Raw genomic sequence first — 26158 nt, 5'->3', positions numbered from 1 at the left:
TCGTCAGTCGCTCGATGCTGGGGGAGAAGCGTGCTCCGAATCCTGTTCTACCTTGCTTCATGCACTGCCACTGGGGGCGGTCTCGCCGTCCTTATAGCCAGGGCCTCAGGAGCGGCTAACCCGGAAGGTACCCCCGCCAGCATCGGGATGGCCGTTGGCTTCCTCGCTGGCCTGGCTTATCTGAAGTTCCGCAACTCGCCGAAAGCCACGCTAGCTCGCGCCATGCGCGATGGGGACGGGGCCGCGTTTTTGGCCCGCGCACTTGACAGGGGCGCCACCCAGCCGGTTCCAATGCGGCTCTCCCAACCCTGTGGGCATGGCTCGGACCGCGTCCTGGTTACGACGCGGCTGCTGACGGAGATGCACGACGGGGACATAGCCGTGCAGTCACAACGGCTGGAGGCTCTGCTGCGGGACGCTGCAAAGGCGGCCCGTGCTGAGAAGGGCTTTGGCGGCTCCACCAGCGGGGTGTTCATCTCGCTAGGTTCGTCGGTGACCGTGCCGCTTCGGATCGCCAGCTGGGATGGCTTGACTGAGGGTCCTGGCGTGGTCATCGGGCACGACATGCACTGACGTCCAAGGCCATCTCAACCGAACAACACCCCTGTTGCGTGCACCGAGAGTCTCCCCAGCCGTGCTACCAGCACAAAAACCTTCTTACCGGGCAATCCACTAACCTCCCACACTAGCGGCATAAAGCGAGGCGTCGATGCCGGAGTCATCAACCAGGGGGGACTGCTGCATGATCGGGTGACAGCGGGGTTTATGCAGCCAGGGCTGCCGGTGGGGTCATGATGGTCTCGTACTCGACGGGGGTCAATCGGGCCAGGCGTTTCTGGCGTCGGCGGCGGTGGTAGGTGCGCTCGATCCAGGTCACGATAGCGATCCGCAGTTCCTGGCGGGTGGCCCAGGTGTGGCGGTCGAGGACGTTCTTCTGCAGCAGCGCGAAGAAGCTCTCCATCGCGGCGTTGTCACCCGCCGCACCGACCCGGCCCATCGAGCCGGTCATGCCGTGACGGACGAGAGCGGCGACGAACTTCCGTGAGCGGAACTGACCTGCGAGCCGCGGTCCGAATGCACCACGCATCCGGCCACCTGACCGCGGCGGGCGACGGCGGATTCCAGGGCTTGCACCGCAAGGCCGGACTTCATCCGGGCGTCGATGGAGTAGCCCACGATGCGGCCGGAGTACACGTCCTTGACGGCGCACAGGTACAGCTTGCCTTCGCCGGTGGGGTGTTCGGTGATGTCCGTGAGCCACAGCCGGTTCGGCCTGTCGGCGGTGAAGTTGCGGCGCACCAGGTCGTCGTGGACAGGCGGGCCGGCCTTGGCGTTCTTACCGTGGCCTTTTCGTTTGCCGAAGGTGCTCCACCAGCCGTTGTCCCGGCAGATCCGCCAGGCGGTCCGCTCGGCCATCGGCTCGCCGGCGGCGCGGGCCTCGTCGAGGAGGAAGCGGTGGCCGAACTCGGGATCGCCGCGGTGAGCGTCGAACAGGGCGTTGGCCCGGTATGCCTCGGCGAGCTCTGTGTCGGTGACCGGTCTGTCCAGCCACCGGTAGTAGGGCTGGCGGGCCAGCCCCAGCACCCGGCACGTCACCGCCGCCGGCACCCGGTGAGAGGCATCGGTGGCGGCCAGCTCGCGGACGAGCGGGTACATCATTTTGCCGGCAGGTTCGCCTGCGACAGATACGCCGCAGCCCTTCTGAGCACCTCGTTCTCCTGCTCCAGCAGCCGGATCCGTTTGCGGGCCTCGCGCAGCTCGGCCGACTCACCAGATGCTGGTGCGGGCCCGGCACCCTCGTCGGTGCCGGCGCGGCGCAGCCACTTCGACAGAGTCATCGGGTGGACGCCGAAGTCGGCGGCGATCTGTTCCAGCGTGACGCCGGGCTCGCGGTTACGCGCGACCCGCACGACGTCCTCGCGGAACTCCTTGGGATACGGCTTGGGCACTGCAACATCCTTCCAGGCCGCCTCTCAGCAAGCCAGGTCAGGTGTCACCGAACCCTGCAGCAGTCCCGGGCCTGCTCTACCTCTCGTGGCTGATGGACCACCGGGCGGAGTTCGAGCACCTGGTCGGAGACCGGCTCGGGGTGATGGCCGCGTCCCAGGTCCTGTGGAGCGGCCCGCGTTTGATCTGCATCGCCGGCGACTTCACGCGCTACGACGTGCACGCCGTACGCGAGCACCGGCGGTCGATCGACCTGGTCCGCTACCGACTCTTCGGCAGCGACCTGTTCGGCCTTGAGAGGGCGGTATGTGAGTGCATAGGTGTTTTGTCGTCACCTGAACGTGTGGCAGGACGCTGTTCCGGCCGGTCGGCGGGCGTGGGCGTGCTGGGCTGGTCGCCGTGAGCGAGCGCAAGCCCTACAAGACCGACCTGTCCGACGAGCAGTGGTCGCTGGTCGAGCCGGTGATCACCGCCTGGAAGGCCGCGCATCCCTCGGTCAGTGGCCATCAGAGCCGGTACGCGATGCGGGAGATCGTCAACGCGCTCCTCTACCAGGGCCGCACCGGCTGCCAGTGGGACCTGCTCCCGCACGACTTCCCGCCGCCCGGCGCAGTGAAGTACTACTTCTACACCTGGCGCGACGACGGCACCGACCAGACCATCCACGACCTGCTGCGCTGGCAGGTGCGGGAGAAGGCGCGCCGGAAGGCGGACCCGAGCCTGGTGGTGCTCGACACCCAGAGCGTGCACGCCGCGGCCGGGGTGCCCGCACAGTCGACGGGGCGTGATGCGGCAAAAAAAGTACCGGGCCGCAAGCGCGGCCTGGCCGTTGACGTCCTGGGGCTGGTGATCGCGGTGGTCGTGGTGGCCGCGTCCGTGCACGACAACGCCGTCGGCATCACGCTGCTGGACAAGGTCGCCGCCGACACCGGCACCGTGGAGAAGGCCCTGGTCGACCAGGGCTTCAAGAACGCCGTCGTCGCGCACGGGCAGAAGGTGGGCATCGAGGTAGAGGTCGTCGAGCGCAACCCCGCGCAGACCGGGTTCGTTCCGATCCCCAAACGGTGGATCGTGGAGCGCGCCTACGGGATCTTGATGCTGCACCGCAGGCTGGTGCGCGACTACGAGCACCAGCCCCGCACCTGCGAGTCGCGGGTGTACTGGGCCATGACCGCGGTGATACTGCGCCGGCTGACCGGGGCGACCGCGCCGGCCTGGCGCACCGCATGACTGGCGGGGAGCTGACGCTCGGTGCGGTGCTGGCACGGCTGGAGGAGCGGGAACGGGAGATCGCCGCGCAGGCCGAGACGACGCGGGAGCAGATCGCGCAGCTGACCGTGCGGCTGGACGAACTCGACCGGGCCGCCGAGGAGGTCCGGATCACTCGCAAGACACTGCTGGAGCTGCCCGATCCGCAGCCGCCCGCGCCGCCGCCTTCGAAGCTGCCGGACCATCCGGCCTACCAGCAGATCATGGCGGTGTTCGCCGCGGCCGAGGCCCCGCTGCGGGCGCGGCAGGTGTGCGAGGCGATGGACCTGGAGATCGCGCCCAACACCATCAACAACACCCGCCTGAAACTCAAGCGGCTCGTCGAACGCGGAATCCTGACCGAGACCGAGCAGGGCTTGTTCATCCAGCCACGGCCGTAAGCCGCCCTGCGTCGCTGCGACCTGCCCACTCACCCACAACGGAAGCGACGAATCGGGGCATCAAGTCTCATACCGCCCTCTGAGACCGTGGCGTCCGTGAGTGGCGGCATGCAGGTCACCAGCCGGGCGCGCCGACAGGCCGTCGTGGGGGCGGCAGCCGACGTCCGGGGCGCGTTGATCGCGGAGCTGGCGAGCGCGGTCGACGAGGCGCTGCTCGGGCTCGGGGACGGTGTGAACCGCGTTGAGCGCAAGACGTACCGGGCGTATCAGCGACTGCGAAACTTTGCCTGTGTCTGTCCGCCGCAGCGGAGCAAGCTGCTGGTCTATCTGAAGGCCGCCCCGAAGCTCGTCGACCTCGTTCCGGGTTTCACCCGTGACGTGTCCGGTCTCGGTCACCACGGGACGGGTGATCTGGAGGTGCAGCTGCGTACGCCGAGGGACGTGGAGCGGGCGCAGGATCTGTTCCGGGCAAGCTATGCGGCGGCGTGATCGCTCGCCGGCCCCTTGGTCGGGCGCGCTTCGCGGCTGGTCTGTGGTCGTTGGGAGTGCCTTTCGACGTGCGGGCATGGCGTGGCGGTGGACTATCAATGGTGCGCGGGATCACCGGTTTGGCTAACCGGTGATCCCGCGCTATGTTGCCCCGCTCTGCCGTGCAGGTGGTCAGCGTGAACGGCTGGTCGCGGGGCTGGCCGCGACCGCTGGCGTGGCGGGCGGGGTGGTGCCGAGGCTCGTCCTGTGTTCGCGGCCCGCGGTCCGGGGGTGGCGCGTGCCGGTGCCGTGGGCGAGGGTCTCGGAGAGGTTGGCCAGCAGCGAACTCGGTGTGTTCGGGGACGCGGTGAGGGTCCAGGCGGGACGGTCGGGGCCTGGGCCGGCCCAGACGGTCCAGGTGGCGAGGTTCTGGCTCGGGTGCTGGGTGGTGAAGGCGTCGAACTGGACGCCTGCGTCCCCAAGTGGGGACGTCCACCGGATCCATCGCCCGTCCACGGTGTGCTTCCAGCCGGCATCGGACAGGGGCTGCGTGGCGGTGGTGACGGTCTTCTCGTCCACCGGTGCGCCGATGGCCGTGTCCCAGCCGTCGCCGTCGGCGAGGTGGTCCAGCAGCTCCTGCAGCACCGGGGCGGGGGTGGCGCCGGTCGCGGTGAGGACCCACATGCGGTCGGAGACGGGAGTCTCGTAGGCGGCCACGGTCCACGTGGTCTCGTGGGCGGGAGCCTCGTGGACGTGCTCGATGCGCAGGGTCTGGGATTCGTGGATGGCGTGGGTCGTGTCATCCGACCAGGTGCGTTCCCTGTCAAGTGCCGCATGTTGAGCGTGCACGGCTGACCTATGATGCGGGCATGGCGGGGGCACGTGGGGACTTGGTAGGCGAGCGCTACAGGTTGGTGGAACCAATCGGTGAGGGCGCGATGGGACGTGTCTGGAGTGGACACGACGAGCGGTTGGACCGCAAGGTCGCCCTCAAGGAGGTACTCCTAGGCAACTCCGATCTGGACGTGCAACATAGAGACGAGCGGCTGGCTCGCGCGATTAGGGAAGCGCGCTCCGCAGCACGCCTGGCACATCCTGGGATCATCACAATTCATGATGTAGCTGAGCACGATGGTGCCCCGGTCGTCGTCATGGAATTCATTCAGGGGGAGTCTTTGGGAAGCCTCCTGCGTCGACATGGTCGGTTGTCGATTGAACAGGTGGCAGGGATTGCATTGCAAGTCGTGCAAGCGCTGACTTTTGCGCATGGCGCTGGCGTGGTGCATAGGGATCTCAAGCCGGATAACATTATGGTATCCGGCAAGCGTGCCATTATTGCCGACTTTGGTATTGCCGCAATCATTGATGCCACGGCCATCACGCGTACCGGATCCGTGCTCGGCTCGCTCGCCTACATGTCTCGTGAGCAGTTGGAAGGCAGGAGCCCGGCGCCGGAGATGGATTTATGGTCGCTTGGTGTCACCCTATATGAGGCGGTGGAGGGTGAGCGGCCGTTCCAGGGTGTCGGCGGAAGCTTGATTTATGCGATCTGTGAGAAGAAGCCACGTCCCCCTGAGTATGCAGGGCCGCTTACCCCCCTACTGCGGGGGCTTCTCGTAAAGGACCCCGCCAGCCGGATCAGTGCTCAGGCTGCCGCCGCGATCCTTGTGGAGATCGCGCATGAATTTTCTTCTGTAAGGTCTGAAGCGGCTGCTCCATCGCAGTCGGATTCGACCATGGTGTCTACTTTGCATCCGGCGGAGTCCACCGTGACCGCAGTTGCCGGCTCATCGGATGTAAGCCAACTTGCTTCGCGTGCAGCGGGGAAGTCTGACTCCGCAGGTGGCATCGAGGAGCGGCGAGAGGCCCAGTCCGCGCCAGTGGCTGATGCGGCTCCATTCGTGCGGGCTAGCGAGTTGGGAGGGATGTCTCTTTCCTCCGACCGCGAGCTCGTGGGGCACACCCAACCCGTATTTTCCCTGGCTTTCAGTCCCGATGGACGCACACTTGCAAGCGGTGGCCCGGACTGGTCCCTTCGATTGTGGGACGTTTCCTCAAACCGTCTAATTACCACCCTAGATGTTGGTGATGCGGTGTGGTCGCTCGCATTCAGTTCCGATGGCAGCTCCCTGGCTTACGGGAACTACGGCAAGAGCGCCCAGATTCTTAATGCATCGTCTCTGCGTACTCAATCCGTGTTGCGTCGACATGAAGACGCTGTGTGGTCGCTTGCGTTCAGTCCCGATGGAGAGAGAATCGCAACATGCAGCGTCAACGACTCCTTTCTGATATGGGACGTAGCTAGCGGCCGCGCCTTGGCTTCCTTCGATGGTCACAGCGGCTTTGTAAGGTCTGTAGCGTTCAGTCCTGACGGTACGTACGTGGCCAGCGCTAGTTACGATGACACAATTCGGCTGTGGAATGTAACTACAGGTGATACGGCTGCCACCCTCGGGGAGGATGGCAGCTGGTCTGGCCATAAGGACTGGGTCAACTCCGTAGTGTTTAGCCCAGATGGATCGCTGATTGCCAGCGGAAGCGACGATCGAACTGTTCGGCTCTGGGATGTGGCTTCGGCAAGCCTTACTGGTGTCCTGGAGGGACACCAGAAGGGAATCAACTCAGTGGCGTTCAGTGCGGACGGCACGCTGGTCGCCAGCGGAAGTGCTGATCACACTGTCAGGGTGTGGGATGCCAGTTCTTGCCAGCCCCTTGCCGTGCTCAGCGACCACAGCGGAAGCGTGCTTTCGGTGGCGTTCAGTCCCACTGACAACCACCTCTTGGCGAGCGCGGGGGACGACCGGGTCATCCGGCTCTCGATCACTCCGTAGCGGTGGCACTGTCACGTTCGAGGCGCACGAGGGGTATGCCTGGCGCCTCAGTCGGCGGGCGGTTGAGGTCGCCGTGCGTGTCGAGGAGGGCATCGTGGTCGCCGGCATCGGCCGCGTATGCCGGAACGGTCTCCGGTTCCGGGCGGGCGGGCTCAGGGGCAGCTGCGGGGAGGGTGCCGCGGGCTTCGGCGGCGGCGCGCTCGATGTCGGTCATGGGCGCCGGGCCGGGACGCATGTCGGCACCGTGGAGCTTCTCGAAGGCGACCAGGGCCTGGGCGGGTGAGTCGAAGGTGTCGGCGACCTGTCGCAGGTGGTCCTCGCCGTGGAGGTAGACGCTCTTGCCGCTGCCGATGTAGGTGCCGACCGCGACGGTGGTGTGGCCGTCCTCGGCGTGGGCGTGGATGAGGAGCTGGCCGTGGCGGATGTCGTCGTAGATCTTCTGCGCCTCGTTGGAGACCTCGCGGATCTCGGTGCGGGTGCACCAGGGCATCGGGTAGCTGGCCCAGGTCCATTCCTCGGCCGTGGCTTCCCGCAGCCGGGGAGTCATCTCGACGGTGATCCCGTCAGCCGCCAGGTGCTGGGCTGCCTCTCGGCCCAGTACGGCTCCTCGTGGTCGATGCGGACCAGCACCAAGACGTTCTTGGCCACGACGGTCCAGTCGGCGGCCTCCAGGCCCACGTGGGGGACGTGGGCCTGGAGGCCGGTCAGGACCGCGGTCACGGCGCTGGGGTGAGTGGGGTGGGTGTCGAGGCGGACGTGGGCGTCGATGGAGGTGGTGGGTGGCACGATGGGTGTGATCTCTCCTGCCGGTGGCCGGACCTTCGGGTCCGGCCACCGGCGCACTTGGGGCGCTATCGGGTTGCGCGGGCGGCGCGGGTTGCGCGGGCGGCCGTGGTGGTCGGCGGACCGGCGCGGGTGGTGGGCGCCGGTCGCGGTCGCTGCGGCTGCACCAGTCCGGTGGCGTGCTGCCAGCGAGTCCGTATCGCGCCGAGGTCGGCGAGGGCTCGGCGGGCGCCGACGACGAGTTGGAACGGTGTTTAAGGTCGAGCTCACCGAGCATCTCGGGCGGGAGAGCGGGGGCAGGCCGACGAAGGCCCCACGATCGTCTCGTCGGCGTCGGTGCCCTGGCTCCGGGCGGGGACGCTGGTGGAGGTCTTCACGCTCCGTATGTCGATGACACAGGCCGACGGGCTGGAACTATACGGCCCTCCTTCTGCCGCACCAGCTGCATCAGCAGGCCATTGAGCTGGGCGAACACTTGCGCCGCTCGCGAGGCTACCAACGGTGATCAACTCGTTGCCTGAGGCGTGCGCTCGGTAGTGCATACCGACTCCGGTCTCCCGTTACACGCGTTCAGCGTGCTGCGGATGCCAGTGATGAGCCGACAGTTCGTGCCGCCGGGCTCCTCGCGGAGTCATCTATGCTCGCGCCCAGTTGGTATGACCAGTTCGCTTCAGGGGGCGGGGAGCCGCATGGCCGATGAGATCAAGTACGAGTACAAGGCCGTGCAGACGGTTCGGGGCACCGACGGTTTGGTGATCTCGAAGATGCAGAAGGACGGCTGGGAGCTCGTGGAACAGCTCCCAGGCAGACTTCGCACCACCCTCAACTTCCGTCGGCCGAAGAGGCCACTACCGTGGCGTCTGATCGGGGCAGGGGCTGCCGTCCTCGTGGTCTTGGCCGCCATCATCGGCACTGGCGTTGCGCTCGGCGACGGAGACGAGGAGAAGGGCGCGTCGGCCAGTTCGACGGCCATCAGCGAGAAGCCTTCCGCTACGCCGCCCGCAGACGAGCCGACTGCCGCTGAGGTGATCACGGCGCAGAACAACCGTGAGTTCGCAGCATTGTTGAAGGCGGACCCGTGTGACGAAGCGAACGTGAACTTCGCAACGAAGCACGAGGGGCAGACGGTCGCCTTCGACGGGTCAATCAGGCACATGGCGTCCTACGGGGATGACCAGACCCGCTACGACTTCCTTCTCGGCCCGGGCGACAAGGGACCGCAGACGACGGACGGCCCGAACTTTAAGTACGAGGACGTCAACACCGGCAATCTGCACCTGACCGGCAAGCAGGTCCCTGCCACCGTTGCAGTTGGCGACAAGTTCCGCTTCGTCGCCGAGGTGATCGAGTTCAACACGGTCCAGTGCGTCTTCCGCCTCGCCCCGGTCTCGACGGAGACCCGGTAGCCGAAATGGGCAGCCTTCCCATCATGGAGGGGGGACAGGTCCCGGCAGCTTGCCGACTACGACCGTGTCTGGCTCCTCGAACTCCGCCACCTCACACGCGTCGCATTGGTTGGTCTGGGAGTATCGGGCCGTGTCAACCATGAAAAGCACCACAAGGCCCCTGTTTGCCGCGCTTGCTGATGCCGTACGGCTGCTGAGCGACGAGCGCGACGAAGTAGATCGAGATGCTGTTTCGACGAACAGTCGGATACGCGAAGTTCTCGCTGGTTGCCTTCAGGGCATAGACAGCGACTTCCGTCTCAAGCTCCGCGTAGCTCCCGTGCGGCAAGGCCCGGGAGGCGTACTCGCTTACCTGCTGCACGAGGCCGATCGTCTGAGTCAGCTGGTCAAAGCATTGCCTCACACGCATGAGGTGGACCCTCACGAGGAGGCCGCCCGTGTCTCGCTCACCTTCCTGTTGCACGCTGGCAATGAGCTGTCAAGGGTGGCCCGGCGCCGCACGGTAGAACCTCACGAAGGTGGTCGTCGGACCATGTTCGACGAGCTGCCGTTCCACTCGCTGCGAGGGCTAGTCCCCATCGCTCTCAGCATGGAGCGAGTCAAGACACTCAAGGCTCGGGTGACACGTCTGGAAAAGGCAGCGAGCTCCGGGCTGCTCACCATCGCCGAAGAAGAGACCACACAGGCCGTAGGGGGTGAGGAGCTCGGCTTCTTCATCGACCGTGCCCGGAAACGGCAGAAGTGGGCCATGCCTCTGTGGGTCGCACCGACGCACGTTGCCGCTGCCAAGTCCGAGCCGGCACCGCCGTCCTTGAGTGAGGAACAAGCGCTGCTCGACCAGTTGGAAGCTGAGGCAGCACACTCCGTCGGACTCGACGCGGAGGCGTTGTCCAGACTACGGACGAAATTCAGGGTGAGCACGAACGAGCTGGCTCGGGAAGAGCAGAGAATTTTGCGGCAGGCAGCCACCAGGCTGGCGCGGGTCGCGGCCTCCACAGCTCGCACAAAGACACAGAGCAGGGCCGCGCACCTGACAGACGTGTATGTCACCGTTGCGCGTGAGCCAAGCGAACGCTTCTCCACCAGCATGGCTGCTGACATCCTTGATGCCCCTGACACCGCTCGGCAGGCAATCGACCGGGAGCGGCGCATCCGTGAAGAGACCGTGGAGGCCGCGAGCGCGCTGCCCGGTGGAAAGCTCCAGCAGATGTGTGAAGTGGACTATCTCCAGCTGGTCGGCGACCAGGTCGCCGAAGCATTGCACGGAATTGGTCACAGAGTGCAGAGCAAGCGCATGGTGGTCCTTACCCCCGCAGTGTCGGAGGAGACGGCCCAGACAGTGCTGCAGCAGCTCGTCAACGTCTTCGGAGATACCTGCGTACTCCTCAAAGGCATCGACGACGTGGCGATCAGAATCCCGCGCCCGAGCCAATTCGGCATCAGTCTGCGCCGCGCCCGCAGTTGCGACTGCGGGCGGCATCCCGTCTATGGGCCGGACGGAGCAGAACTGTGAACCGTCCCTTTCTGCAACGGCTCCACAAGCATCTGGCAGCCAAGGCGCAGGAATCTTGGTTCAGCCGCCAGTGCGCTGGCTGTTCGGCTGAACTCAATCCGTCCTCCGAGGAGGAGTACTGCGGTGACTCATGTCGTCCAGACCTGAGCGAGCCGGTGCCGGCGTTCATCAACAGCTCACCGGCCACACGCATAGCCAGCTTCCGGTCCACTGCCGCCTATAGAGCCCTTGCCGGAGCCTATTTCGAAGACGTGGACCCACTTGAGATCATCGAGGCAGCGGGCTGGCGATGCGAACTATGCGGCGGTGAAATACCACGGTTCGTCGACCGCTTCGATCCGCAGGCCGCAACCGTAGACCACCACATGCCGCTCGCCCTGGGCGGCCATCACGTCTACAGCAACATGCGTGCCGCGCATCGCCGCTGCAACAGCAGCAAGAACGCCAAGCACCCCCACGACCTCCGGCCTGTGATCGAAGGGCGTTGACTCAAGGCCCCTCATGGATGTCGCCTCCGGAGTCGGTACGGATGAGTGTCCGGCGTCCGCGCCGGTAGGTCTTCGGTAGTTGGTCCAGGATGATCCGGGCGGTCTCGATGTGTCGGCCGTGGTGTTGGAGCCGGCGTTCCCGGGTCGCAGCGCCCGCAGCTGTCCAGGTGAGCGAAGTGCAACTCGAGGGCCGTGGGGTTATCGGTGTCGTCCGTTACCCTCAAATGTCATTCCACCACCAAATTTACGCAAGAAGAGTTGACATGGCATCTGTCGGCTTCGCTGAGCGATTGCGCGCACTGCTGTCCACTGCGGACGCGGCGGCCGACCTGGAGCGCTATTTTGGCGTCGATGTGCTCGATGGCGTCGTCACGCCTGCCTTTACGGGTTCCCGTTTCGAGCACCTGGACGGTGGGGGTGACCGAGCCGACATCGCCAACGTTGTCACTGCAGCAGACTTGATCGCCGTTCAGACGCTTTCCGTTCAGGTGCCGCCCCCGGCAGCGCTCGCCTTGTTGGAGGGCCACCTCGCCGGGGAGCTTTCAGCCCTTCTTCGCCAAATACCTGCCGATACAGACATGGCGAACGCAGAACCTACTCTGCTGGAACCCGGTTCTCCAGCCGACCGGGCCTGGCACCTCCTCAAAGGTCAGAAGGGGCTTGGCTGGGTGACGACTAACAAGCTTCTGGCCCGCAAGCGTCCGCGCCTTCTGCCGGTCTACGACCAGGTGGTGCGCTGTGTAGTCGGACACCCGGAGTCCTTCTGGTTGTCGCTGAGGGCAGCGCTTGCTGCCGATGGCAATGCTCTGCATGAGCAGCTGCACTCGTTGCGGGATGGCGTCGGTGTCCCGGAGACGGTTTCGGCACTGCGGATCTGTGACGTAGTGCTGTGGATGAGCCATGTGGCAAGCCATAAGGAGAAGAACTGCGGGGGCGTCCCAGGCTGACCTTCCGTCCCCGCCTTCGCATGTTGATCGGGTGCCCGGACAATCCGGGTCTTCGAATTTAGTGGGGGTGTGCCTCCCGTCGGCTCCGCCGGGTGGTTGCACAGCGTGACCGGAGCCGCTGGTTCTCGCGGTTGCGGAAGCCGAAGGCGTTGCGTGCTTCGAGCTTGATGAGGCGGTTGTTGCCTTCGGAGGCGGCGTTGGTGATCCCGGTGACCAGGTAAGTCTCGATGCCGTCCCACCACTGCTCGACGGTTTCGGCGAGGGTGACGAGTTCGGGCAGGTGGGCGTGGTCGGCGACGTGGACGAAGAAGCGGTGGCGGGCGGTGGAGATCGCGGAGTGGTCCGGAGTGACGTGCGTGCGGCTGACGGCCAGACCGAGGAGGTCACGCAGGAGTTCCTTGGCCTGCCAGGCCGCGTAGATCTGTCGGCCGTAGGTGCCCATGTAGTCCAACTCGGACCGCAGAAGGGTGCGTTGGTCCTCGGTGAGGTCCTCCTTGTTGCGGCGCAGGAGTTTGCGGACGGTGTAGACGCTGTCGCCCTTGCGGGCTCGGCGGCCGTGCTGTTTCCAGGTGAGGCGTCGGCGCAGGTCGGCGAGGTGGCGCTGGGCGAGCTGGACGATGTGGAAGCAGTCGACGACCACGGCCGCGTGCGGCAGGGCCCGGTGAACGGCGGCGCGGAAGGTGGAGCACAGGTCGATGGCGACGTGGCGGACCTGCTCGCGCCAGGCGGCGGGCTGGGAAGTGAGCCAGTCGGCGACCGATGCCGCGTTGCGGCCCTCGACCTGGCCGAACAGGCCACGTCCGCCCATCGCGTCGATGAAGCCGATGTGCCAGGCGTCCGCGACGAGTTCCCGCTTCCGCGTTACCGGGTTCTGCTTCCATACCGGCTTGCCGCGTCGGGTCTCGTCGATCCCGATCGCCGAGGTGGTCGGCGGGTCCTCGGGCAGGACCTCGGCGGCGTAGTCCTCGAAGCAGTGCTGCACGGTCGGCCAGCTCAGGTGCAGGTCGCGGCCGGCCTGCACGACGGTGCGAGAGCCGTCGCAGACCGCGGCCCCCGCCGCCCGGCGCAGAGTGAGGGTGGTGCGCATCCCGGCGGGCACCGCGCGGATCGCCTCGGTGAACGAGCCGCGTTTGCAGGCGGGTTCGGTGCAGTGCCAGCGCGCCTTGCGCCACCGGATGCTCACCGGGCGTCCACCGCAGGGGAGGTGCCGGGGCCGGGTGGTGCGGTAGTCCTTCAGCCGGGTGGCGAAGACCCCGCACGAGGGGCAGGCCCGGGCAGAGTCCTCGCTCGTGACGACGTACACCGTCGAACCGCCCGATCCGTCGTCCTTGACCTCCGTCACACTCACCCCCTCCAGCCCCAGAAGTCGCGTCGCCGCCTCGTTGATCCCGGTATCGTCGATGTCCAAGCCCGTGGGGTTTCATGATCGGTTGCGTAGAGAACAACCATGATCACGAAGGCCCGCGGGCGACTTGCGTCCGGGACGCCCGCACCCCCACTGCCTCACGCAGCGTGACCGGCAGGCCTGCCCGTCACCGCCGCGCCCCCATCAAGTTCGAAGACCCGACAATCCACCAGCGCCGGTCTCACGACGGTTGGCACCGTCGGCTGTGTGGGAGCTGCGATGTCCTGGCCGTCTGCCTTGAGTACGCCCGTACCCTGGACGCCTTCGCCTTTGGCGACGAGGCTGCAGCCGGGCTTGGGGTACGGGTCGCGCGCACGCGCCTGGTCCTGCTCTCGGCGACCGCGCTGCTCACCGCCGCCCTGGTCAGCTGCGCCGGCGTGATCGGCTTCGTCTGTCTGATCCTCCCGCACGCCACGAGCGCCCTCACCGGCTCCGGCCATGCCCGCCTGCTCCCGGTCACGGCACTGACCGGAGTCATCTTCCGGGTGCGGGTGGACACCCGCACCCGCACGGTCCTCGATCCCCAGGAGGTCCCGGTGGGCGTGGTGACGTCCCTCATCGGCGTACCGGAGTCCTGGGCTGTGCTCTACCGAGGATGAAGAAGGGCAAGACCAGCCTGCACGCGGACGGCGTCGTACGGCACTTGGGAGGCGAGGTCGTCGTCGACAACGTCACCCTCACTCTGCGCCCCGGTGAGACCGTCGGTCTTCTCGGCCCCAACGGCTCGGGAAAGTCGACCCTGTTGGGTCTGCTGGCCGGGGTCCTCGCTCCCACCGCCGGAGTCGTGACCCTGGACAGACGTCCGCTCGCCGAGGTCGGACGCCGGGTCACCGCCCGCCGTATCGCACCGTCGAACAACACGCCGACACCCAGACCGAACTGACCGACCGGGACGTCGTCGCCCTCGGACGCATTCCGCACCGGCGCACCTGGACGCCCGCTACGGCTGGCGACGCGGAAGCCGTCACTGAGGCCCTCGCGCGCACCGGCCTGACCGACCGGGTAGACCAGTTATTGCACACCCTGTCCGGCAGCGAACGCCAGTGCACCCAGATAGCCCGCGCCCTCGCCCAGCAACCCCGATAGCTCCTCCTCGACGAACCCACCAACCACCTCGACATCCAGCACCAGCTTGACTTGCTGGACCTCGTTGCGAGCCTGCCGGTCACCACCATGATCGCCCTGCACGACCTCAACCTCGCCGTGACGTACTGCGACCACCTGCTCGTCCTGCGCGACGGCCAGGCTGTCGTGGAAGGCACCCCGGCCGAGGTCCTAACGCCCGACCTCATCGAGCAGGTCTACGGGGTTCGTGCTGAGGTCACCCACGACCCCGGCCACCCCGCGATCCGCTTCCTGCGTCCCGCAGCCCGCGAGGGATCACTCCGCAAGAGGAACACGACGAGCGATGCTCCGACGGCAACCTGAAGAACGACGTTCCGCGCACGCCCCGGCGGCACCGGCACCCTTCCGCATCGTCGTCTGCCGGGACTGCTGCTGCGGAACCTCCAAGGTGCCCGAAGTCGATCACGACTGGCAGATCGCGTGCCTGGCCGAGAACGCCCCCGTTCGCGTCTCGGACTGCCTCGACGTGTGCGAATAAGCCAACGTGATCGTCGTCCAGCCTCCGCCGCCGCACACGCCGCCGGCGCCCGCCCCGTCTGGCTCGGCCTCGGCAACGACCTCGACGCCACCGAGGACATCGCTGCCTGGGTCCAGGATGTCGGCCCCGGGTAGCGCCCCCTGCCCCGACATCCTCGACCTCTACGTCTTTACGCCGCCCCGGAGGGCGCGTTGAGCGTGGAAGCCGGACCGGTTCCGACCCCCCTCACCTACTGAAGCCCGCCCTGGCGTGCCGCGCCGCGAAAGCGCTGTTGAGGATGCTCGGGCTGTTGAGGGCGCCCTTGCCTACATGTAGTAGGCGTAACGGGTGGCGATGCGGGCATTGGGCGGGACGTGCTTGAGGATCGAACCGACTCGGTAAGCGGTGCGCAAGGTGAGGGGGTCACGTTCGTCGAGTTGGGCGTTGTTCCAGTTCATCTTAGTCAGGGCGAGGATGTCCATGCCGGCGGTCAGCAGATCCGTGCCGTGTGTTGCGGGCCGGATCAGCAGTGGCTGGGGGACGTACAGGCCGGGGTAGGTCCGGAAGTACGGCACTGAGCCGCGGGTGTACAGGAGCAGGGAACGAGCGTCCAGTTGGACGCTGGTGCCGCGCAACGGGGGGAGTTGGCCGGTGCGGTACAGGTGTGGGGCGCCGCGCCGCTGAATCCACAGCAGGTCGACATGGTCGATCTCACGCAGGTCGGCGGCTTCGTGGAATCCGTCGACCTCACTGGCGGTGAAGTTCGAGGTCTTGTGAACGACGATGCGTGCGGGCTGGTGGCCGTGGGTGGTGCGGTACTCGGCTAGGGCGTCCAGCAGCAACTGCTGGGCGTCCGAGAGCGTCAGGTGGGGCTGGCGGTCGGTCTTGGAGATCTGCGCGGTTCCGCCGCGGACGACGACGCCGTCGCCGCGTTCGTTGAACACCTGGGCGACGGCCGTGTGCAGCTCGTTTCCACTCGCGCTGCGGTAGAAGCTGACCCCGACGTAGCAGGTGGCCAGGTCGGAGCTGTGGCGCTGCATGCGCCAGGGGGTCCCACCGGCCTTGTAGTACAGGGCGGTGTGCAGGTTCCAGGCCCGTGTTGCCTCGTCCTGCAGCGGGCGGATGGTTTGACCGTTGGTCTTGGCCGGGATCCCGGTCCAGGTCTCCTTGCGCATCAGTTGCAAGGGGGCCGGCAGCGTTAGTGCGGCGGCCTTGAGCAGGTCGTGGAAATCACCTCCGGCCCCTTGCTCGCCCTGTTCCTCCTGGCGGTCGGTCACGACCTCCTCCGAAGGAAGATGGTCTTCTCTGTCCCGCAGTTCTTCAGGGCGAGCGCAGATGATGACCCGGCAGCGCCCGGTCTCGGCCAGCGACCGGGCGGCGTCGGCGTAGAGCTCGACCGCATCGGCGGTGGCGGAGGCAATGTCGACGCGGGCAAGGCGGCGCAGCTGGCGTTCGGGGATCTCGCGGACGAGGGCGTCGTCGAAGACGAGCTGGGCACCGAACGGGGAGTCGCCGCTGAAACCGGGGAACGGCTGGTGAAGATTCTCCTGCCCGGGCTTCGTCTCCTTCGCTTCGATTGGGTCCTGGCAGCGCTGCAGCCAACTCCGGATGCCGTCGACCGCATGGGCGGGGCCGACCAAGGCGATGGGGATCTGACGGGGTCCGGTAGGGGAGTCGGCGTCGGCCGGGCCGAACACGCTGACGCCGTAGCGGGGATCGATGTGACGGTTTCCGGCCCGGAACTCCAGTTCCGGCTCATGAAGCACTGGTGCTTTCATTGCGGCAGCTCCCACAGTCCCTCGGCCAGCCCGTTCACGCTCGGCTTCGGCGCTGGTTCTTGCGGAATCCAGACGCTTTCGTCGATGGCGGCATCGCAGTCGAGCTGCAGGAGCTGGCCGAATCGGATGCGCTCATCCCGGCTCCTGAACAGGGTGTCATCGCCTTGCAGATAGTCGGCCCAGGCGCGTACGAGCTGGTAGACGGCATTGTTGCGTTCCAGCCGCTTGATCTTCTGGACGTACTCGGCGTCGAACAGGGAGTCGCGGTGGCCGTCGATGGTGAAGTGGTAGGTGGGGTTGATCTCCAAGAACCACTGCTCACTCCAGCGGCGGAAGTACAGGCTGGCAGCGTAGTGACGGCAGAAGCTGATCTTGGTCTGGTCGTCCTTGCCGAAATACGGGGTGAAGAAGGTGCGTCCGCGGCTGCCTCGGTAGCGGCCTTTGATCTTCCGGCGGGACCGGTCCGGCGGGGCCTGCATATAGACGACCTTCTTGGTGGGATGCCAGACCAACTCGGGATGGTGGGCGGAGCGCAGCGTGAAGTTCAACAGGGACACGAAGCGCCGCTGCAGGTCGGGGTCCTCGGTGGTCGCCCATTCCTCACTGGGGACGGAGGTGACCGGCCCGTCGCAGAGCACGGCCAGCGGGCCCTCGTCCAGTCGGCACAGCGAGAAGATTCGTCCGGCAGCCAGGACGAAGCCACTCTCGAACTGGTTGCCGTTCGACCGCATCCGCTCCCAGGCATCGCCGCGGCCACGACAGGGCGTGGACGCCTCGTAGATGAGTGGGGCGAAGCCCTCAACCTTGAGGAGGTTCGAGACCAGCTGTTCGCTTCCTTCGAGCCGCGGCAACGGCTCCCCCACGGGTACGCCCAGGGCCGACAGCCGGCTGAAGGCATCGAGGTCGAAGCGGTCTGCGGCCTTGTCGAACTGAACGACCCGCCGGGCCTTACGTTCAGGGTCGGCGAACCAGGTGTCGACGCGCTTCCACCATGCTTGTTGGATACGCAGGTCGACGCAGATGAGCACGACTGGTCGCCCTAGCCGAAGCCAGTAGGCGATGTGGTCGGCCTTGCACGTGAACTTGAATCCCGTCGCCGTCTCGCCCCGAAATCCGACTTCCGTGCCTTTCACTTGAGCCAGGACGGCGACACCGGTGACTTCCCGGTCGACATCCACGAACTCGATCTGCCCGTCGACGGCGAAGTCACGTTTGGTGTCGTTCCACACATGGCCGGCATCGGAGACGGCCTTGTCGACGAATGCCTCACCCCGGTACCCAGCCCGCTGCTGGACACTGCGCTTCGGCATCCGATCAGTGCTCCGAGAAACGCACACATGTGTGCTCCGCAGCCCTGCTGAATCTGGGCGGCCGACGGCGCGCTTTGTTGTCCCACCCCATGCAGTGATCCTCCGTCGTTCGCGCGTGGTCCGAGTCAACTCAGGATAAGAGGGACCACTGACGATGACCTGTGCACGTCCTTCGGGAAGAGTGAACCCGGAGGCTGGGTACCTGAACGTTTCGAGGTCCACACGGCAGCGGGGCCTGCTGAATGATCAACCTTTGTTTGGCTTGGGGTGAAGCGGCCGCGGGCGTGGCGACGGCCGAACTCCTCGAGTTCGGCCGTGGTCAAGAGGCGGCACGCAGCGAACACGTCGATCAGATCACGCGGCACTCCGCAGTCGGCGAGAGCGCGGATCTTCGTCCCGATCACGTCTTCCTCCGCGAGGACAAGCCTGTACGGGTTCTGGGGGACGGCCGCCAGAAGATCTCCTTGAGAATGCCGACCTCACGTCCTGCCCGGTGGCTGGGCCGGTTACGGTTAAACGGGCGGCCAGCGGGGCGGTCTCGAGCGCCTGCACCTTCCAGTCCCGGCTTCCAGACCCCTGCGGAGGGGGCTGCGATGTCGGCCGTGGGCGCCGGGTTGTCGGTGGCGACATCGAGGTCCTGGCGGGGGCGGTTTACAAGGTGGTGCGCCCGCACGGTGTATCCGCCAGTGAGGACCAGGGGTGTACGGGGAGCCGAGCGCAGTCACATCCGCCAGCAGCCACGTGTGGAGCCCCGGCATGTCCGTCACGTGGCTGCCCGGGTGCGGGAGGCGAGCTCGGGGAAGGTGTCCTCCCAGACAGTGCGCACGGTGCGACCGACGAGTGAACGCAGTCGGGCTCACGCAGGGGGAGCTGGTCGTGCCAGCCAGTTCCGCCCCCAGGAGAGATGGCTAGGTCGTCATGACGCTCGTTTGACGCTCTGGGCGTCCGTACGCAGGACAGCGAGCCGAGAAAGAGGCTTTGACCTGGCCTTTTCCGAGACTCGCTCAGGCCGACATCTTTCCGATGACGCACCATGTGGAGTGTGTCGCCATCCTCGAACCGGCCGCGAAGAGCTCCTGGCCTGCGGTTTCTTGAGTGCGCATTATGCGCGGTGTGGGCGTTACGGGTGATGTCTTGACGCTGAAATGACGCTCGTTCTGATGGGGTGTCACCTGGTTGATCCTGCAGGTCGTGCCGGGTGGAGGGCGTGTTCCCGCGGGCTGTCTTTGCGGGAACTTGAAGGAAATCGGCCGGGTTTCTGCCTGCCGTACTTCGGCGGGCCGGACGTTGGCGGAGTGGGTGCTCAATAGGTCGGTCCGTAAGGGCTCCAGTGCCCGAGGAAGGGCTTTAGGTCGTCGGCTCGCGGTTCGGGGACGTCGGGCAACCGGGGTGGTGAGTTCAGCGGGTCGAGGCGCTCGACGGTGGCCACTGCCCAGCTGATCCATGCTTCGGCGTCGGTTCTGGCCTGCCCTGGCGGCATGGCCTCGACGCGCGTGCGTATGGCGCTCACGTACTCCGTCAGTCGAGTGACGTGGCGCCAAGCCGCTTCCTGCGCTTCGAAGTGCCTGACGCGATACGCCTCGGCGTACCGGATGTGGGCTTCTTCCATGGCGGCTTCCCAGCGGATGCGCTTCTGGCGTGCCGCTTCGATCTCGTCGAGGCGTCTGCGTTCTGCGGCTTCGCCGCGAAGTGTGATCTCCTGTGAGATCTCGGCGAGCTGGTCTTCGAGGGGGCGGCCGGGGGTGTCGGCCCATTCGCTCGCCCGGTGCGGCTGGCCGCCGCTGAGGACGAAGCGGAGGCGTTCGGACGGGGTGTAGTCGAAGCGGGGGATCCTGACCCAGGAGTCCTTCTTGGCCGCGGCGAGTTCCTTCTCGGTGGCGACGTGCTCGGTCCGGTCTTGCTCCTGGAGGACAAGGAACCCCACGGTCTGGCCCTGTGCGGTGATGGTGAAGTGGGGAGATGCCCTGCGACGGCGATGAGATGGCGGCGCGAAGCCGGTCTGTCCTACCGAACTGGAGTGTCCTTCGGCCTCGGCGGCGGTGATCAGTGCCTGGATGAGCCGGAGGGCGCGGCCTTGGACGGGTTTGGTCAGGCCCAGTGGCTGGGGTTCGTTCTGCATGGCCTGGACCACGGTGTGCGGCCGTGCGAGCCGCGAGGGCACGGGGACGGGTTCGAGGACGGCAAGGCGCCAGGCGGGGATGTCGACGAGCTTGATCTCGTACCCGCCACGGCACCAACCCCCGTACAGCTCCTTCGTCTCCGGGACCCTTCCGGACCTACGTGCCGCGGCGACGCGGGACGGCCACTTCTCTAAGTCCGGACCGCTGCCGTTCTTGACGATCCGGCCGCCGGCGTCCGCGAGCTCTTGCAGCAGTTGCTCCGTGAACGTCACACGTGGCTGTGATGGAGGGCTTGGCTTCCGCCCGGCGGCCGGAGTTTCCCCCGCTCGGGTGGACTGGGGTCGTGGAGCGGCGGCCTGGGTCTTGCGCGGGCGTGACCCGTGGGGAGGGTAGGTGCCGTGCGCCAGGTAGTGCTGGCCTGCACTCGTCAGGGAGACGCTCCACTGCCCGCCCTTCCGGGAGACAGTGACCAGGCCCCGGTTCTGCAGTGCCTGACACGTGGTCTTGTAGGAGTTGGTCTCCCAGACGCCTGCAGAGCACCCGGCTCCCACCCACTGCAGCACTGACAGTTGCCGCTCATTGACCTGCCGCTCCAATGGCCTTCCTTCGACTTGAGGTTGACGTACGACGGCGGCATGTTGTCAGTTCCGTTTGTCAGCGACGGGCGGTTCGGAACAATTCACTCGAACGAGCTGGGGCTGACGCGGGCCGTGTGTACGCGGCGATGGCGGCGTAATGCCGACCGGTGCGTGGCCGGCTCTTCGCCGAAGGGAGCGATGAGCTGCCATTGTGCGGGCGAACTGGATGTCCGTGCGGGCGGCGAATTTCGCCGTTGCCGTCAGTTCGGCCTCCGTGAGCTGCTGGCGAGTCAGCCCGGTGGCTTCGGTCGGGGCCTTCAGCCACTGAGCTTTGCGCGCAAGCGTTCGTTCTCCTTCTCCAGCGTCTTAAGACGTCGTTCGAGTTCGGCTCGTGTCGGCTTCTTCGGGGGCGGTGGAGGTAGGGGTTCTGTTGCATCCGGTGGCTCGCCACGCAGTCCGATGGGTTCGAAGGCCACGATTGTTTGCCGGTCTACCCCACACTCAACCTGGATCCACCGCGTAGCGGACGGGCCGTGGACGGAGAAATCAGAAGAGGTGCCCGCTGACCTGGGATGATGGGAGTTCCTACGCTTCCACCGGTCCCGACCTGCAAGGCACCTCTCAAGTGAAATCGTCCCACAGCCCGGCGCGGGTGTTTGCCGCGTTCGACGAGCCGAATCTCATCGCGCATGCCGGGCTGGTCCCGGTGATCCGGCTGGCCGAGCGGTGCAGCCTGCCGGCTCTGGTGGCCGAGAAGGTCAAACTGGCCGGCGCGGCCAACGGCGCCGGCACGGCCCCCAGGGCTCCGGCAAAGTCGTCGGTCATGCGGTCAGGAGAAGGCTGACGGGGCGGTCGGTGTCGCGGGCGTGGTGTCGTAGGGCGGCGGCGATGTTCTGGTGGCCGTGGAGGCGGAGGAGGGTGATCGCGGTGTTGCGGATGCCTGCCATGACGCGGGGTGCGTTGCCGGTGCGGACCTGGGAGCGGTCCTCGTCGAAGGTGACGTCGCGGACCCAGTGCAGGCGGTTCTCGATCTCCCAGTGCGACTGCACCCATGTGGCCAGCAGCTCCGGGGGCGCGGTGCGGGCGTCCGCGCTGGTGATCAGGTAGACGATCTCGACCGTCCGTGTGCCCTTCCTGGTGACGGTGCGCCGCAGCTGGGCGACCTGCGCGGCCCCGGTGAAGTCGATCCAGGCGGGGACGGCGACGGCCTTGATCGTTCGGGTGGCGCGGCGCCCGTGTCCGCGGTCCGTTCTGGTGACAGCAGGTATCCGGGCCCAGGGCAGAGCCTTGAGCCGTGCGTACAACGACTTCTGATTGGCCTTCACGGTCAGGACGTAGTCGGCGCCGGCCTCGGTCACGAGTGCCGCGGTGGCGTGCTGGGTGTGCAGCGCGTCCATCGTGACCACCGCCCCGTCCAGGTCGAGGGCATCCAGCAGTTCTCTGGCCGCGGGGATCTCGTTGCTCTTCTCGCGCACGGCGACTTGGCCCAGTACCGCTCCCGAACCGTGCGCGAGCGCGGCGACCAGATGTGGGGCCGGGGCGTCACCGCCGCGTGCGCCCCGGACGGTCTTGCCGTCGATCGCGATGACCCGCCGGCCCGCGACCAGCGAGGCCCTCGTCGCCGCCCATGTCCCCAGGAGCGCGTCGAGGCGGTCCGCGTCCAGCCTCGCGAACAGGCGCCGCAGCGTCGACTCGTCCACCGAGCCTCGCACCAGGCCCAGCTGTTTCACGGCTACCGCTCCGGCGTCCCGGGCCCACTCCCCGATCGCCGTGAAACCCCGCGCTCCGGCCATCACCGCGCACACCGCGACCGCGATCAGAGCACTCACCGGGTGACGGACCCCGCGCCGGCGGCGCGGATCGGGCATCCGGCCGAGCAGGTCGACGAGGAGCTCGCGCTCCGGGACGGGCGTGCGAACAGGCACGCAGATGCGAGACGATGGCATGGCGCGGGCGTTGTTCCCTGGTCGGACGGAAGGCGTAGGAACCTCCATCCAACCGGACCGGAACACGCCCGCGCACCTCACCCACCCGCAAAACCACACGTCACAGGGCTACCAAACGACTTTGCCGGAGCCCTGGCACGGCCCCCGACGCGAAGGCGATGAGCATCGTGGGCGGCATGGCCGCCGGCGCCGACTCCATCGACGACCTGGATGTCCTGCGGCACGGAGGGCTGCGGAAGCTCTTCGCAGGGGTGCGGGCACCGTCCACGCTGGGCACCTTCCTGCGCGCCTTCACCTGGGGACACGTCCGGCAACTCCAGTCCGCGACACGCGCGTTCACCTGCAACCTGGCCGCCCACACCGGACTGGTGCCCACGACGGACGAGGTGGTGTTCGTCGACATCGACTCCAAGGTCAAGCAGGTCTACGGCCCGGCCAAGCAGGGCGCCTCGTTCGGCTACACCAAGGTCCGGGGGCTGCACTTCCAGATCGTCACGGTCAAGACGTCCACCTGCGCGCCGGTCATCGTCGCCACCAGGCTGCGCAGGGGCTCGGCCGGCTCCGGCAAGGGGGCGGCGAGTCTGCTGCGCGAGGCGCTGACCACGGTGCGGGCCATGGGGATCACCGCGCAGATCATCGTGCGCGCCGACTCGGCGTTCTTCTCCCACAAGGTCGTCGCCGCCTGCCGTCGGGCCGGCGCCCGCTTCTCGCTGGCCGTCGCGGTCACCAAGACGATCCGCACGGCGATCGAGACGATGCCCCCTGACACCTGGACACCGATCCGGTACACCGACGCGATCTGGGACGCCGAGGAGGAACGCTGGATCTCCGACGCCGAGATCGCCGAGATCCCGTTCACCGCGTTCACCAGCAAGAAGAAGCAGTTCCACACCACCGCCCGGCTGATCGTCCGCCGTGTGAAGCGGCTGAACCCGAAGACGGTGCCCGACGGACAAAGTGAGCTGTTCGCGGTCTGGCGCCATCATGTGGTCTTCACCGACAGCACCTTCGTCCTCACCGACGCCGAGCCCATGCATCGTGCTCACGCCGCGGTGGAACAGGTCTTCGCCGATCTGGAGGACTCCGCCCTGGCCCACCTGCCCTCGGGGAAGTTCACCGCGAACGCGGCCTGGCTCACCCTGGCCGCCACCGCCTACAACCTCACCCGCGCGGCCGGACACCTCGCTTCCGCCTTCCATGCACGGGCACGGACCGGCACGATCCGCCGTCATCTCATCGCCGTTCCGGCCCGCATCGCCCGCCCGGGACGACGAGTAGTGCTGCATCTGCCCCAACGCTGGCGGTGGGAAGACGACTTCACCGACCTGTGGACCGCCACCGGGCAGCGGATGCAGACCTGACCAACCGGACCCCCGCCCGTCCACGATCTGGAAGACCTTGGAGAACCCGCCACCGGAACGGCCATCCGGAAACCCGCCCTGCCCGGAACCGAAAATCCACCCCGAAACCAATCACACCGCGCGATCAAAGATCACGCGGTGGATCGAGGCTGAACTCAAGCTTGTGAAGCGGCCGGAAATATAGACGACGATCGCCGGTTAGCCAAACCGGCGAATCCATGGACTCTAGTAGCGGCCGACAGGGCGAACGCCCGGTCCGCCTCTCTGCATTCCCCTTTTCCCGTACGAAGGTTACTTCCGCATGCGCTCATCCCGAATAGCGCTGTCCGCCGCAGTGCTCGGCGCGCTCGCCCTGCCGCTCGTGTCCGCGACGGCGGCCACGGCAGCTCCGGCATCCGCGCCGAGCACGATGCCGACCACCCGGGCATGCGACCGGCCCGACCCCTGGGACATCGGCACACAGGCCGTCGACATCCGCTCCAAGGCATCGGTCAAGTCCACCCGGCTCGGCATTCTCCACCGCGACCACCGCTTCACCGTCCACAAGACCAGCGGGAACCGGCACCACATCACGGACACGACCACCGGCTCGAGGGGCTGGGGCTCCGGCCCCTACGTCTACCGCGACGTCCGCATGTGCCTTGGCTGACAGGGGTTCGAACTCCGCCTGCCTGTATCCCGTGTGCCTCCCAGGAAGGAAAGCCCTGTGTCCGACGATGCAGACGATGTCGTGGGCGTGCTCACCGAGCAGATCGAGCAACGCTTCGGCATGTACATCGGAACGCTGAAGGCCGCCGTCACAGCCGCCCCGGACGCTAACCGACAGGCCACCGACATCGTGCGCTGGCACGGCCTGCTCACCGAATCCCAGACCGTACTGGAGCGCGCGGAGGACGACCTCCTACGCGCTCTGGAAAAGCAGCCCAACGAGGTCGATGACCCCACCATGGACCTCGCCCACCGCGTCAACGCCGCCGTCTCCACCCGCGACGGGCGTGCCATGGTCGTGCGGTGGCTGCTCGACCCTGACGCACCGGGCAAACGGGGCCCCGCCGCAGACCGGCTGGCCCGCCTCGACCGCAGTCGGCGACCGGGCCCGGCCGTGCCCACCAGCGCACCGGCCCGGCCCGCGACGGCGACGGCCACCGGCCAAGGAGCCCTGCGATGAGCGTCCGAGACAAGCCCTGCACCCAGGACACCCGACTCCACGAGGTCTTCGGCGTCCCGGTCACCGACCTGTACGCGCAGGCCGCCGCCCCGGACGCCTCCGCGGCCGTCACCCGGGCCCTGGAACTGCGCAGCTTCCTCGCCCTGGCCGAGGAACAGGTCGCCCGGATCCGCGACCGCGTGCACGAGGCGATGGCGCCCGAGCGCGACATGGACGAGCTGTCCGCGGCCGAGCTGCGGATGGACACGCAGTGGCTGGAGGCAGCGCTGTCCGCCCGGGACGGCTACCGCGCCGCGCTGGACGACCTGCTGCACACCATGCCCCCGCTCCACGCGCAGGCCCGCCCCGCCCGATTCGCCCAGCAGACGGTCACCACCACCCTGCCCCCGGCCTCCGCCGCCCCGGCACCCGCGCATGTCGGGGCGGCCCGCAGCCGCCGACGATGAGAGCCTCTACCGATTGCCCCCTCCCACCGCCGCTGAGATCGCCGCACGGATCGAGGGCCTGTACGGCGCCGAACTGCCCGGCCTCGAAGCACACGCCCAGGACCAGGCCCCCGGCATGCTGGCCGCTCTCCTCGCCAGCCACCACACCCTGGCGTTCGCCGAACAGAGCATCGCCGCGCACCGAGAGCGGCTGCAGCACCTGACCCAACCCGAGCGGCAGATCGGCGCCCACGAGGTCTCCCACATCCTCGACTGCGCCCGCCGCCTCGCCGAAGCCGTGGCCGTCCGCGACACGCAAGCCGCAACCGCCGACGCGGTTCTGCGCAGCCTCGGTCGCGCGCCGGCACCGGAGTCGCCCACCACCTTGGCGGCAGCACCCGTTGCCGCTCCGCCCGTACCGGCCGCGAGCCCCGCCCCGAGCCGCTGACCCGC

Annotated in this window: 22 protein-coding genes and 10 pseudogenes; 18 read left to right on the top strand and 14 right to left on the bottom strand. The window is 67.1% G+C overall.

Annotated elements, in window-relative coordinates; genetic code table 11:
- Window positions 1-147: 147 nt before the first annotated feature.
- Window positions 148-573, top strand: a complete 426-nt coding sequence (locus tag AC6F7H_RS01285) for a hypothetical protein (RefSeq protein WP_500762188.1) — start codon at window positions 148-150, stop codon at window positions 571-573.
- Between the two features lie 190 nt (window positions 574-763).
- Here AC6F7H_RS01285 and AC6F7H_RS01280 read toward each other — a convergent pair.
- A pseudogene (locus AC6F7H_RS01280) lies at window positions 764-1949 on the bottom strand (IS3 family transposase).
- A gap of 92 nt (window positions 1950-2041) precedes the next feature.
- Between AC6F7H_RS01280 and AC6F7H_RS01275 the strand changes: the two are divergent.
- From AC6F7H_RS01275 to AC6F7H_RS01260, 4 genes and pseudogenes are all read left to right on the top strand, one after another.
- Window positions 2042-2255 (top strand): annotated as a pseudogene (locus AC6F7H_RS01275) (DUF5655 domain-containing protein); the annotation flags it as partial.
- 91 nt (window positions 2256-2346) lie between these two features.
- Window positions 2347-3177 (top strand): IS5 family transposase, encoded by an 831-nt coding sequence (locus tag AC6F7H_RS01270; RefSeq protein WP_500754654.1) that lies wholly within the window; start codon window positions 2347-2349, stop codon window positions 3175-3177.
- Window positions 3174-3596, top strand: a complete 423-nt coding sequence (locus AC6F7H_RS01265) for a hypothetical protein (RefSeq protein WP_500754652.1) — start codon at window positions 3174-3176, stop codon at window positions 3594-3596. Before AC6F7H_RS01270 ends, AC6F7H_RS01265 begins: the two co-directional genes overlap by 4 nt.
- Window positions 3597-3677: 81 nt before the next feature.
- Window positions 3678-4085, top strand: a pseudogene (locus AC6F7H_RS01260) (DUF5655 domain-containing protein); the annotation flags it as partial.
- Window positions 4086-4256: 171 nt separating this feature from the next.
- Here the strand turns inward: AC6F7H_RS01260 and AC6F7H_RS01255 are convergent.
- Complete coding sequence (locus AC6F7H_RS01255) at window positions 4257-4913, bottom strand: SPDY domain-containing protein (RefSeq protein WP_500754650.1); 657 nt, start codon at window positions 4911-4913, stop codon at window positions 4257-4259.
- Between the two features lie 20 nt (window positions 4914-4933).
- Between AC6F7H_RS01255 and AC6F7H_RS01250 the strand changes: the two genes are divergently transcribed.
- Window positions 4934-6895 (top strand): WD40 repeat domain-containing serine/threonine protein kinase, encoded by a 1962-nt coding sequence (locus AC6F7H_RS01250; RefSeq protein WP_500754648.1) that lies wholly within the window; start codon window positions 4934-4936, stop codon window positions 6893-6895.
- Here AC6F7H_RS01250 and AC6F7H_RS01245 read toward each other — a convergent pair.
- From AC6F7H_RS01245 to AC6F7H_RS01230, 4 genes and pseudogenes are all read right to left on the bottom strand, one after another.
- Window positions 6885-7442, bottom strand: a complete 558-nt coding sequence (locus AC6F7H_RS01245; RefSeq protein ID WP_500754646.1) for a hypothetical protein — start codon at window positions 7440-7442, stop codon at window positions 6885-6887. The two genes, AC6F7H_RS01250 and AC6F7H_RS01245, sit on opposite strands and share 11 nt — an antisense overlap.
- Window positions 7439-7681 carry a hypothetical protein gene (locus tag AC6F7H_RS01240; RefSeq protein ID WP_500754644.1) on the bottom strand — a complete coding sequence of 81 codons (243 nt, stop codon included), beginning with the start codon at window positions 7679-7681 and terminating at the stop codon, window positions 7439-7441. Before AC6F7H_RS01240 ends, AC6F7H_RS01245 begins: the two co-directional genes overlap by 4 nt.
- Before the next feature lie 65 nt (window positions 7682-7746).
- A pseudogene (locus tag AC6F7H_RS01235) lies at window positions 7747-7932 on the bottom strand (DnaB-like helicase N-terminal domain-containing protein); the annotation flags it as partial.
- Between the two features lie 57 nt (window positions 7933-7989).
- Window positions 7990-8153 (bottom strand): annotated as a pseudogene (locus tag AC6F7H_RS01230) (IS5 family transposase); the annotation flags it as partial.
- A 214-nt stretch (window positions 8154-8367) separates the two neighbouring features.
- On the opposite strand from AC6F7H_RS01230, the gene AC6F7H_RS01225 reads away from it, so the two are divergent.
- Window positions 8368-9084, top strand: a complete 717-nt coding sequence (locus AC6F7H_RS01225) for a DUF4839 domain-containing protein (protein WP_500754642.1) — start codon at window positions 8368-8370, stop codon at window positions 9082-9084.
- Window positions 9085-9217: 133 nt separating this feature from the next.
- Here AC6F7H_RS01225 and AC6F7H_RS01220 read toward each other — a convergent pair whose 3' ends face one another.
- Complete coding sequence (locus tag AC6F7H_RS01220) at window positions 9218-9445, bottom strand: hypothetical protein (RefSeq protein WP_500754640.1); 228 nt, start codon at window positions 9443-9445, stop codon at window positions 9218-9220.
- A 171-nt stretch (window positions 9446-9616) separates the two neighbouring features.
- Between AC6F7H_RS01220 and AC6F7H_RS01215 the strand changes: the two genes are divergently transcribed.
- Together AC6F7H_RS01215 and AC6F7H_RS01210 are read left to right on the top strand one after the other, a co-directional pair.
- A complete protein-coding gene (locus AC6F7H_RS01215; RefSeq protein WP_500754638.1) occupies window positions 9617-10597 on the top strand; it encodes a hypothetical protein in 981 nt (326 codons plus the stop codon).
- Complete coding sequence (locus AC6F7H_RS01210) at window positions 10594-11085, top strand: HNH endonuclease (RefSeq protein ID WP_500754636.1); 492 nt, start codon at window positions 10594-10596, stop codon at window positions 11083-11085. The genes AC6F7H_RS01215 and AC6F7H_RS01210 overlap by 4 nt, the downstream gene beginning before the upstream one ends.
- 10 nt (window positions 11086-11095) lie before the next feature.
- Here AC6F7H_RS01210 and AC6F7H_RS01205 read toward each other — a convergent pair.
- Window positions 11096-11235, bottom strand: a pseudogene (locus AC6F7H_RS01205) (IS1380 family transposase); the annotation flags it as partial.
- Window positions 11236-11348: 113 nt separating this feature from the next.
- Here AC6F7H_RS01205 and AC6F7H_RS01200 point away from each other — a divergent pair.
- The gene (locus tag AC6F7H_RS01200) at window positions 11349-12032 is read left to right on the top strand and encodes a DUF6308 family protein (RefSeq protein WP_500754634.1); all 684 of its coding nucleotides are present in this window, start codon (window positions 11349-11351) and stop codon (window positions 12030-12032) included.
- 58 nt (window positions 12033-12090) lie between these two features.
- Here the strand turns inward: AC6F7H_RS01200 and AC6F7H_RS01195 are convergent, their stop codons facing one another.
- The gene (locus tag AC6F7H_RS01195; RefSeq protein ID WP_500754633.1) at window positions 12091-13440 is read right to left on the bottom strand and encodes an ISL3 family transposase; all 1350 of its coding nucleotides are present in this window, start codon (window positions 13438-13440) and stop codon (window positions 12091-12093) included.
- 218 nt (window positions 13441-13658) lie between these two features.
- Here AC6F7H_RS01195 and AC6F7H_RS01190 point away from each other — a divergent pair.
- The 3 pseudogenes from AC6F7H_RS01190 to AC6F7H_RS01180 all read left to right on the top strand — a co-directional run.
- A pseudogene (locus tag AC6F7H_RS01190) lies at window positions 13659-14036 on the top strand (FecCD family ABC transporter permease); the annotation flags it as partial.
- Window positions 14033-14865: pseudogene (locus AC6F7H_RS01185) on the top strand (ABC transporter ATP-binding protein). The pseudogenes AC6F7H_RS01190 and AC6F7H_RS01185, both read left to right, overlap by 4 nt.
- Window positions 14846-15235 (top strand): annotated as a pseudogene (locus tag AC6F7H_RS01180) ((2Fe-2S) ferredoxin domain-containing protein). Before AC6F7H_RS01185 ends, AC6F7H_RS01180 begins: the two co-directional pseudogenes overlap by 20 nt.
- 110 nt (window positions 15236-15345) lie before the next feature.
- On the opposite strand, the gene AC6F7H_RS01175 reads toward AC6F7H_RS01180, so the two are convergent.
- The 5 genes from AC6F7H_RS01175 to AC6F7H_RS01155 all read right to left on the bottom strand — a co-directional run bounded on the left by AC6F7H_RS01175 (window position 15346) and on the right by AC6F7H_RS01155 (window position 22751).
- Window positions 15346-16797 carry an argonaute/piwi family protein gene (locus AC6F7H_RS01175; RefSeq protein WP_500754632.1) on the bottom strand — a complete coding sequence of 484 codons (1452 nt, stop codon included), beginning with the start codon at window positions 16795-16797 and terminating at the stop codon, window positions 15346-15348.
- The gene (locus AC6F7H_RS01170) at window positions 16794-18107 is read right to left on the bottom strand and encodes a DUF4365 domain-containing protein (RefSeq protein WP_500754630.1); all 1314 of its coding nucleotides are present in this window, start codon (window positions 18105-18107) and stop codon (window positions 16794-16796) included. The genes AC6F7H_RS01175 and AC6F7H_RS01170 overlap by 4 nt, the downstream gene beginning before the upstream one ends.
- A gap of 1303 nt (window positions 18108-19410) precedes the next feature.
- Window positions 19411-20499: a hypothetical protein gene (locus AC6F7H_RS01165; RefSeq protein ID WP_500754628.1), complete on the bottom strand. Its 1089-nt coding sequence runs from the start codon at window positions 20497-20499 to the stop codon at window positions 19411-19413.
- 927 nt (window positions 20500-21426) lie between these two features.
- On the bottom strand, window positions 21427-21630 hold the full coding sequence (locus tag AC6F7H_RS01160) for a hypothetical protein (protein WP_500754626.1): 204 nt from the start codon (window positions 21628-21630) through the stop codon (window positions 21427-21429).
- Window positions 21627-22751, bottom strand: coding sequence for an ISAs1 family transposase (locus AC6F7H_RS01155; RefSeq protein WP_500754596.1), 1125 nt, complete (start codon window positions 22749-22751; stop codon window positions 21627-21629). Before AC6F7H_RS01155 ends, AC6F7H_RS01160 begins: the two co-directional genes overlap by 4 nt.
- A gap of 134 nt (window positions 22752-22885) precedes the next feature.
- Here AC6F7H_RS01155 and AC6F7H_RS01150 point away from each other — a divergent pair.
- The 5 genes and pseudogenes from AC6F7H_RS01150 to AC6F7H_RS01130 all read left to right on the top strand — a co-directional run.
- A pseudogene (locus AC6F7H_RS01150) lies at window positions 22886-24112 on the top strand (IS1380 family transposase); the annotation flags it as partial.
- Between the two features lie 301 nt (window positions 24113-24413).
- Window positions 24414-24761, top strand: coding sequence for an SH3 domain-containing protein (locus AC6F7H_RS01145; RefSeq protein ID WP_500754624.1), 348 nt, complete (start codon window positions 24414-24416; stop codon window positions 24759-24761).
- Between the two features lie 57 nt (window positions 24762-24818).
- On the top strand, window positions 24819-25280 hold the full coding sequence (locus AC6F7H_RS01140) for a hypothetical protein (protein WP_500754622.1): 462 nt from the start codon (window positions 24819-24821) through the stop codon (window positions 25278-25280).
- Window positions 25277-25726: a hypothetical protein gene (locus AC6F7H_RS01135; protein WP_500754621.1), complete on the top strand. Its 450-nt coding sequence runs from the start codon at window positions 25277-25279 to the stop codon at window positions 25724-25726. The genes AC6F7H_RS01140 and AC6F7H_RS01135 overlap by 4 nt, the downstream gene beginning before the upstream one ends.
- A gap of 13 nt (window positions 25727-25739) precedes the next feature.
- Window positions 25740-26153, top strand: a complete 414-nt coding sequence (locus AC6F7H_RS01130) for a hypothetical protein (RefSeq protein ID WP_500754619.1) — start codon at window positions 25740-25742, stop codon at window positions 26151-26153.
- Window positions 26154-26158 lie beyond the last annotated feature (5 nt).

The sequence above is a fragment of the Streptomyces sp. MMS24-W38 genome, assembly GCF_059889265.1.
Note: the sequence above shows the minus strand (reverse complement) of the source record. Positions and strands in the feature narration are given on the sequence as shown.

Coding starts and splice junctions, on each gene's coding strand:
- AC6F7H_RS01285 (WP_500762188.1), top strand. CDS start 148: ATGGCCGTTGGCTTCCTCGCTGGCCTGGCTTATCTGAAGTTCCGCAAC.
- AC6F7H_RS01265 (WP_500754652.1), top strand. CDS start 3,174: ATGACTGGCGGGGAGCTGACGCTCGGTGCGGTGCTGGCACGGCTGGAG.
- AC6F7H_RS01250 (WP_500754648.1), top strand. CDS start 4,934: ATGGCGGGGGCACGTGGGGACTTGGTAGGCGAGCGCTACAGGTTGGTG.
- AC6F7H_RS01245 (WP_500754646.1), bottom strand. CDS start 7,442: ATGACTCCCCGGCTGCGGGAAGCCACGGCCGAGGAATGGACCTGGGCC.
- AC6F7H_RS01225 (WP_500754642.1), top strand. CDS start 8,368: ATGGCCGATGAGATCAAGTACGAGTACAAGGCCGTGCAGACGGTTCGG.
- AC6F7H_RS01215 (WP_500754638.1), top strand. CDS start 9,617: ATGTTCGACGAGCTGCCGTTCCACTCGCTGCGAGGGCTAGTCCCCATC.
- AC6F7H_RS01200 (WP_500754634.1), top strand. CDS start 11,349: ATGGCATCTGTCGGCTTCGCTGAGCGATTGCGCGCACTGCTGTCCACT.
- AC6F7H_RS01175 (WP_500754632.1), bottom strand. CDS start 16,797: ATGAAAGCACCAGTGCTTCATGAGCCGGAACTGGAGTTCCGGGCCGGA.
- AC6F7H_RS01170 (WP_500754630.1), bottom strand. CDS start 18,107: ATGCCGAAGCGCAGTGTCCAGCAGCGGGCTGGGTACCGGGGTGAGGCA.
- AC6F7H_RS01160 (WP_500754626.1), bottom strand. CDS start 21,630: ATGACCGACGACTTTGCCGGAGCCCTGGGGGCCGTGCCGGCGCCGTTG.
- AC6F7H_RS01155 (WP_500754596.1), bottom strand. CDS start 22,751: ATGCCATCGTCTCGCATCTGCGTGCCTGTTCGCACGCCCGTCCCGGAG.
- AC6F7H_RS01145 (WP_500754624.1), top strand. CDS start 24,414: ATGCGCTCATCCCGAATAGCGCTGTCCGCCGCAGTGCTCGGCGCGCTC.
- AC6F7H_RS01135 (WP_500754621.1), top strand. CDS start 25,277: ATGAGCGTCCGAGACAAGCCCTGCACCCAGGACACCCGACTCCACGAG.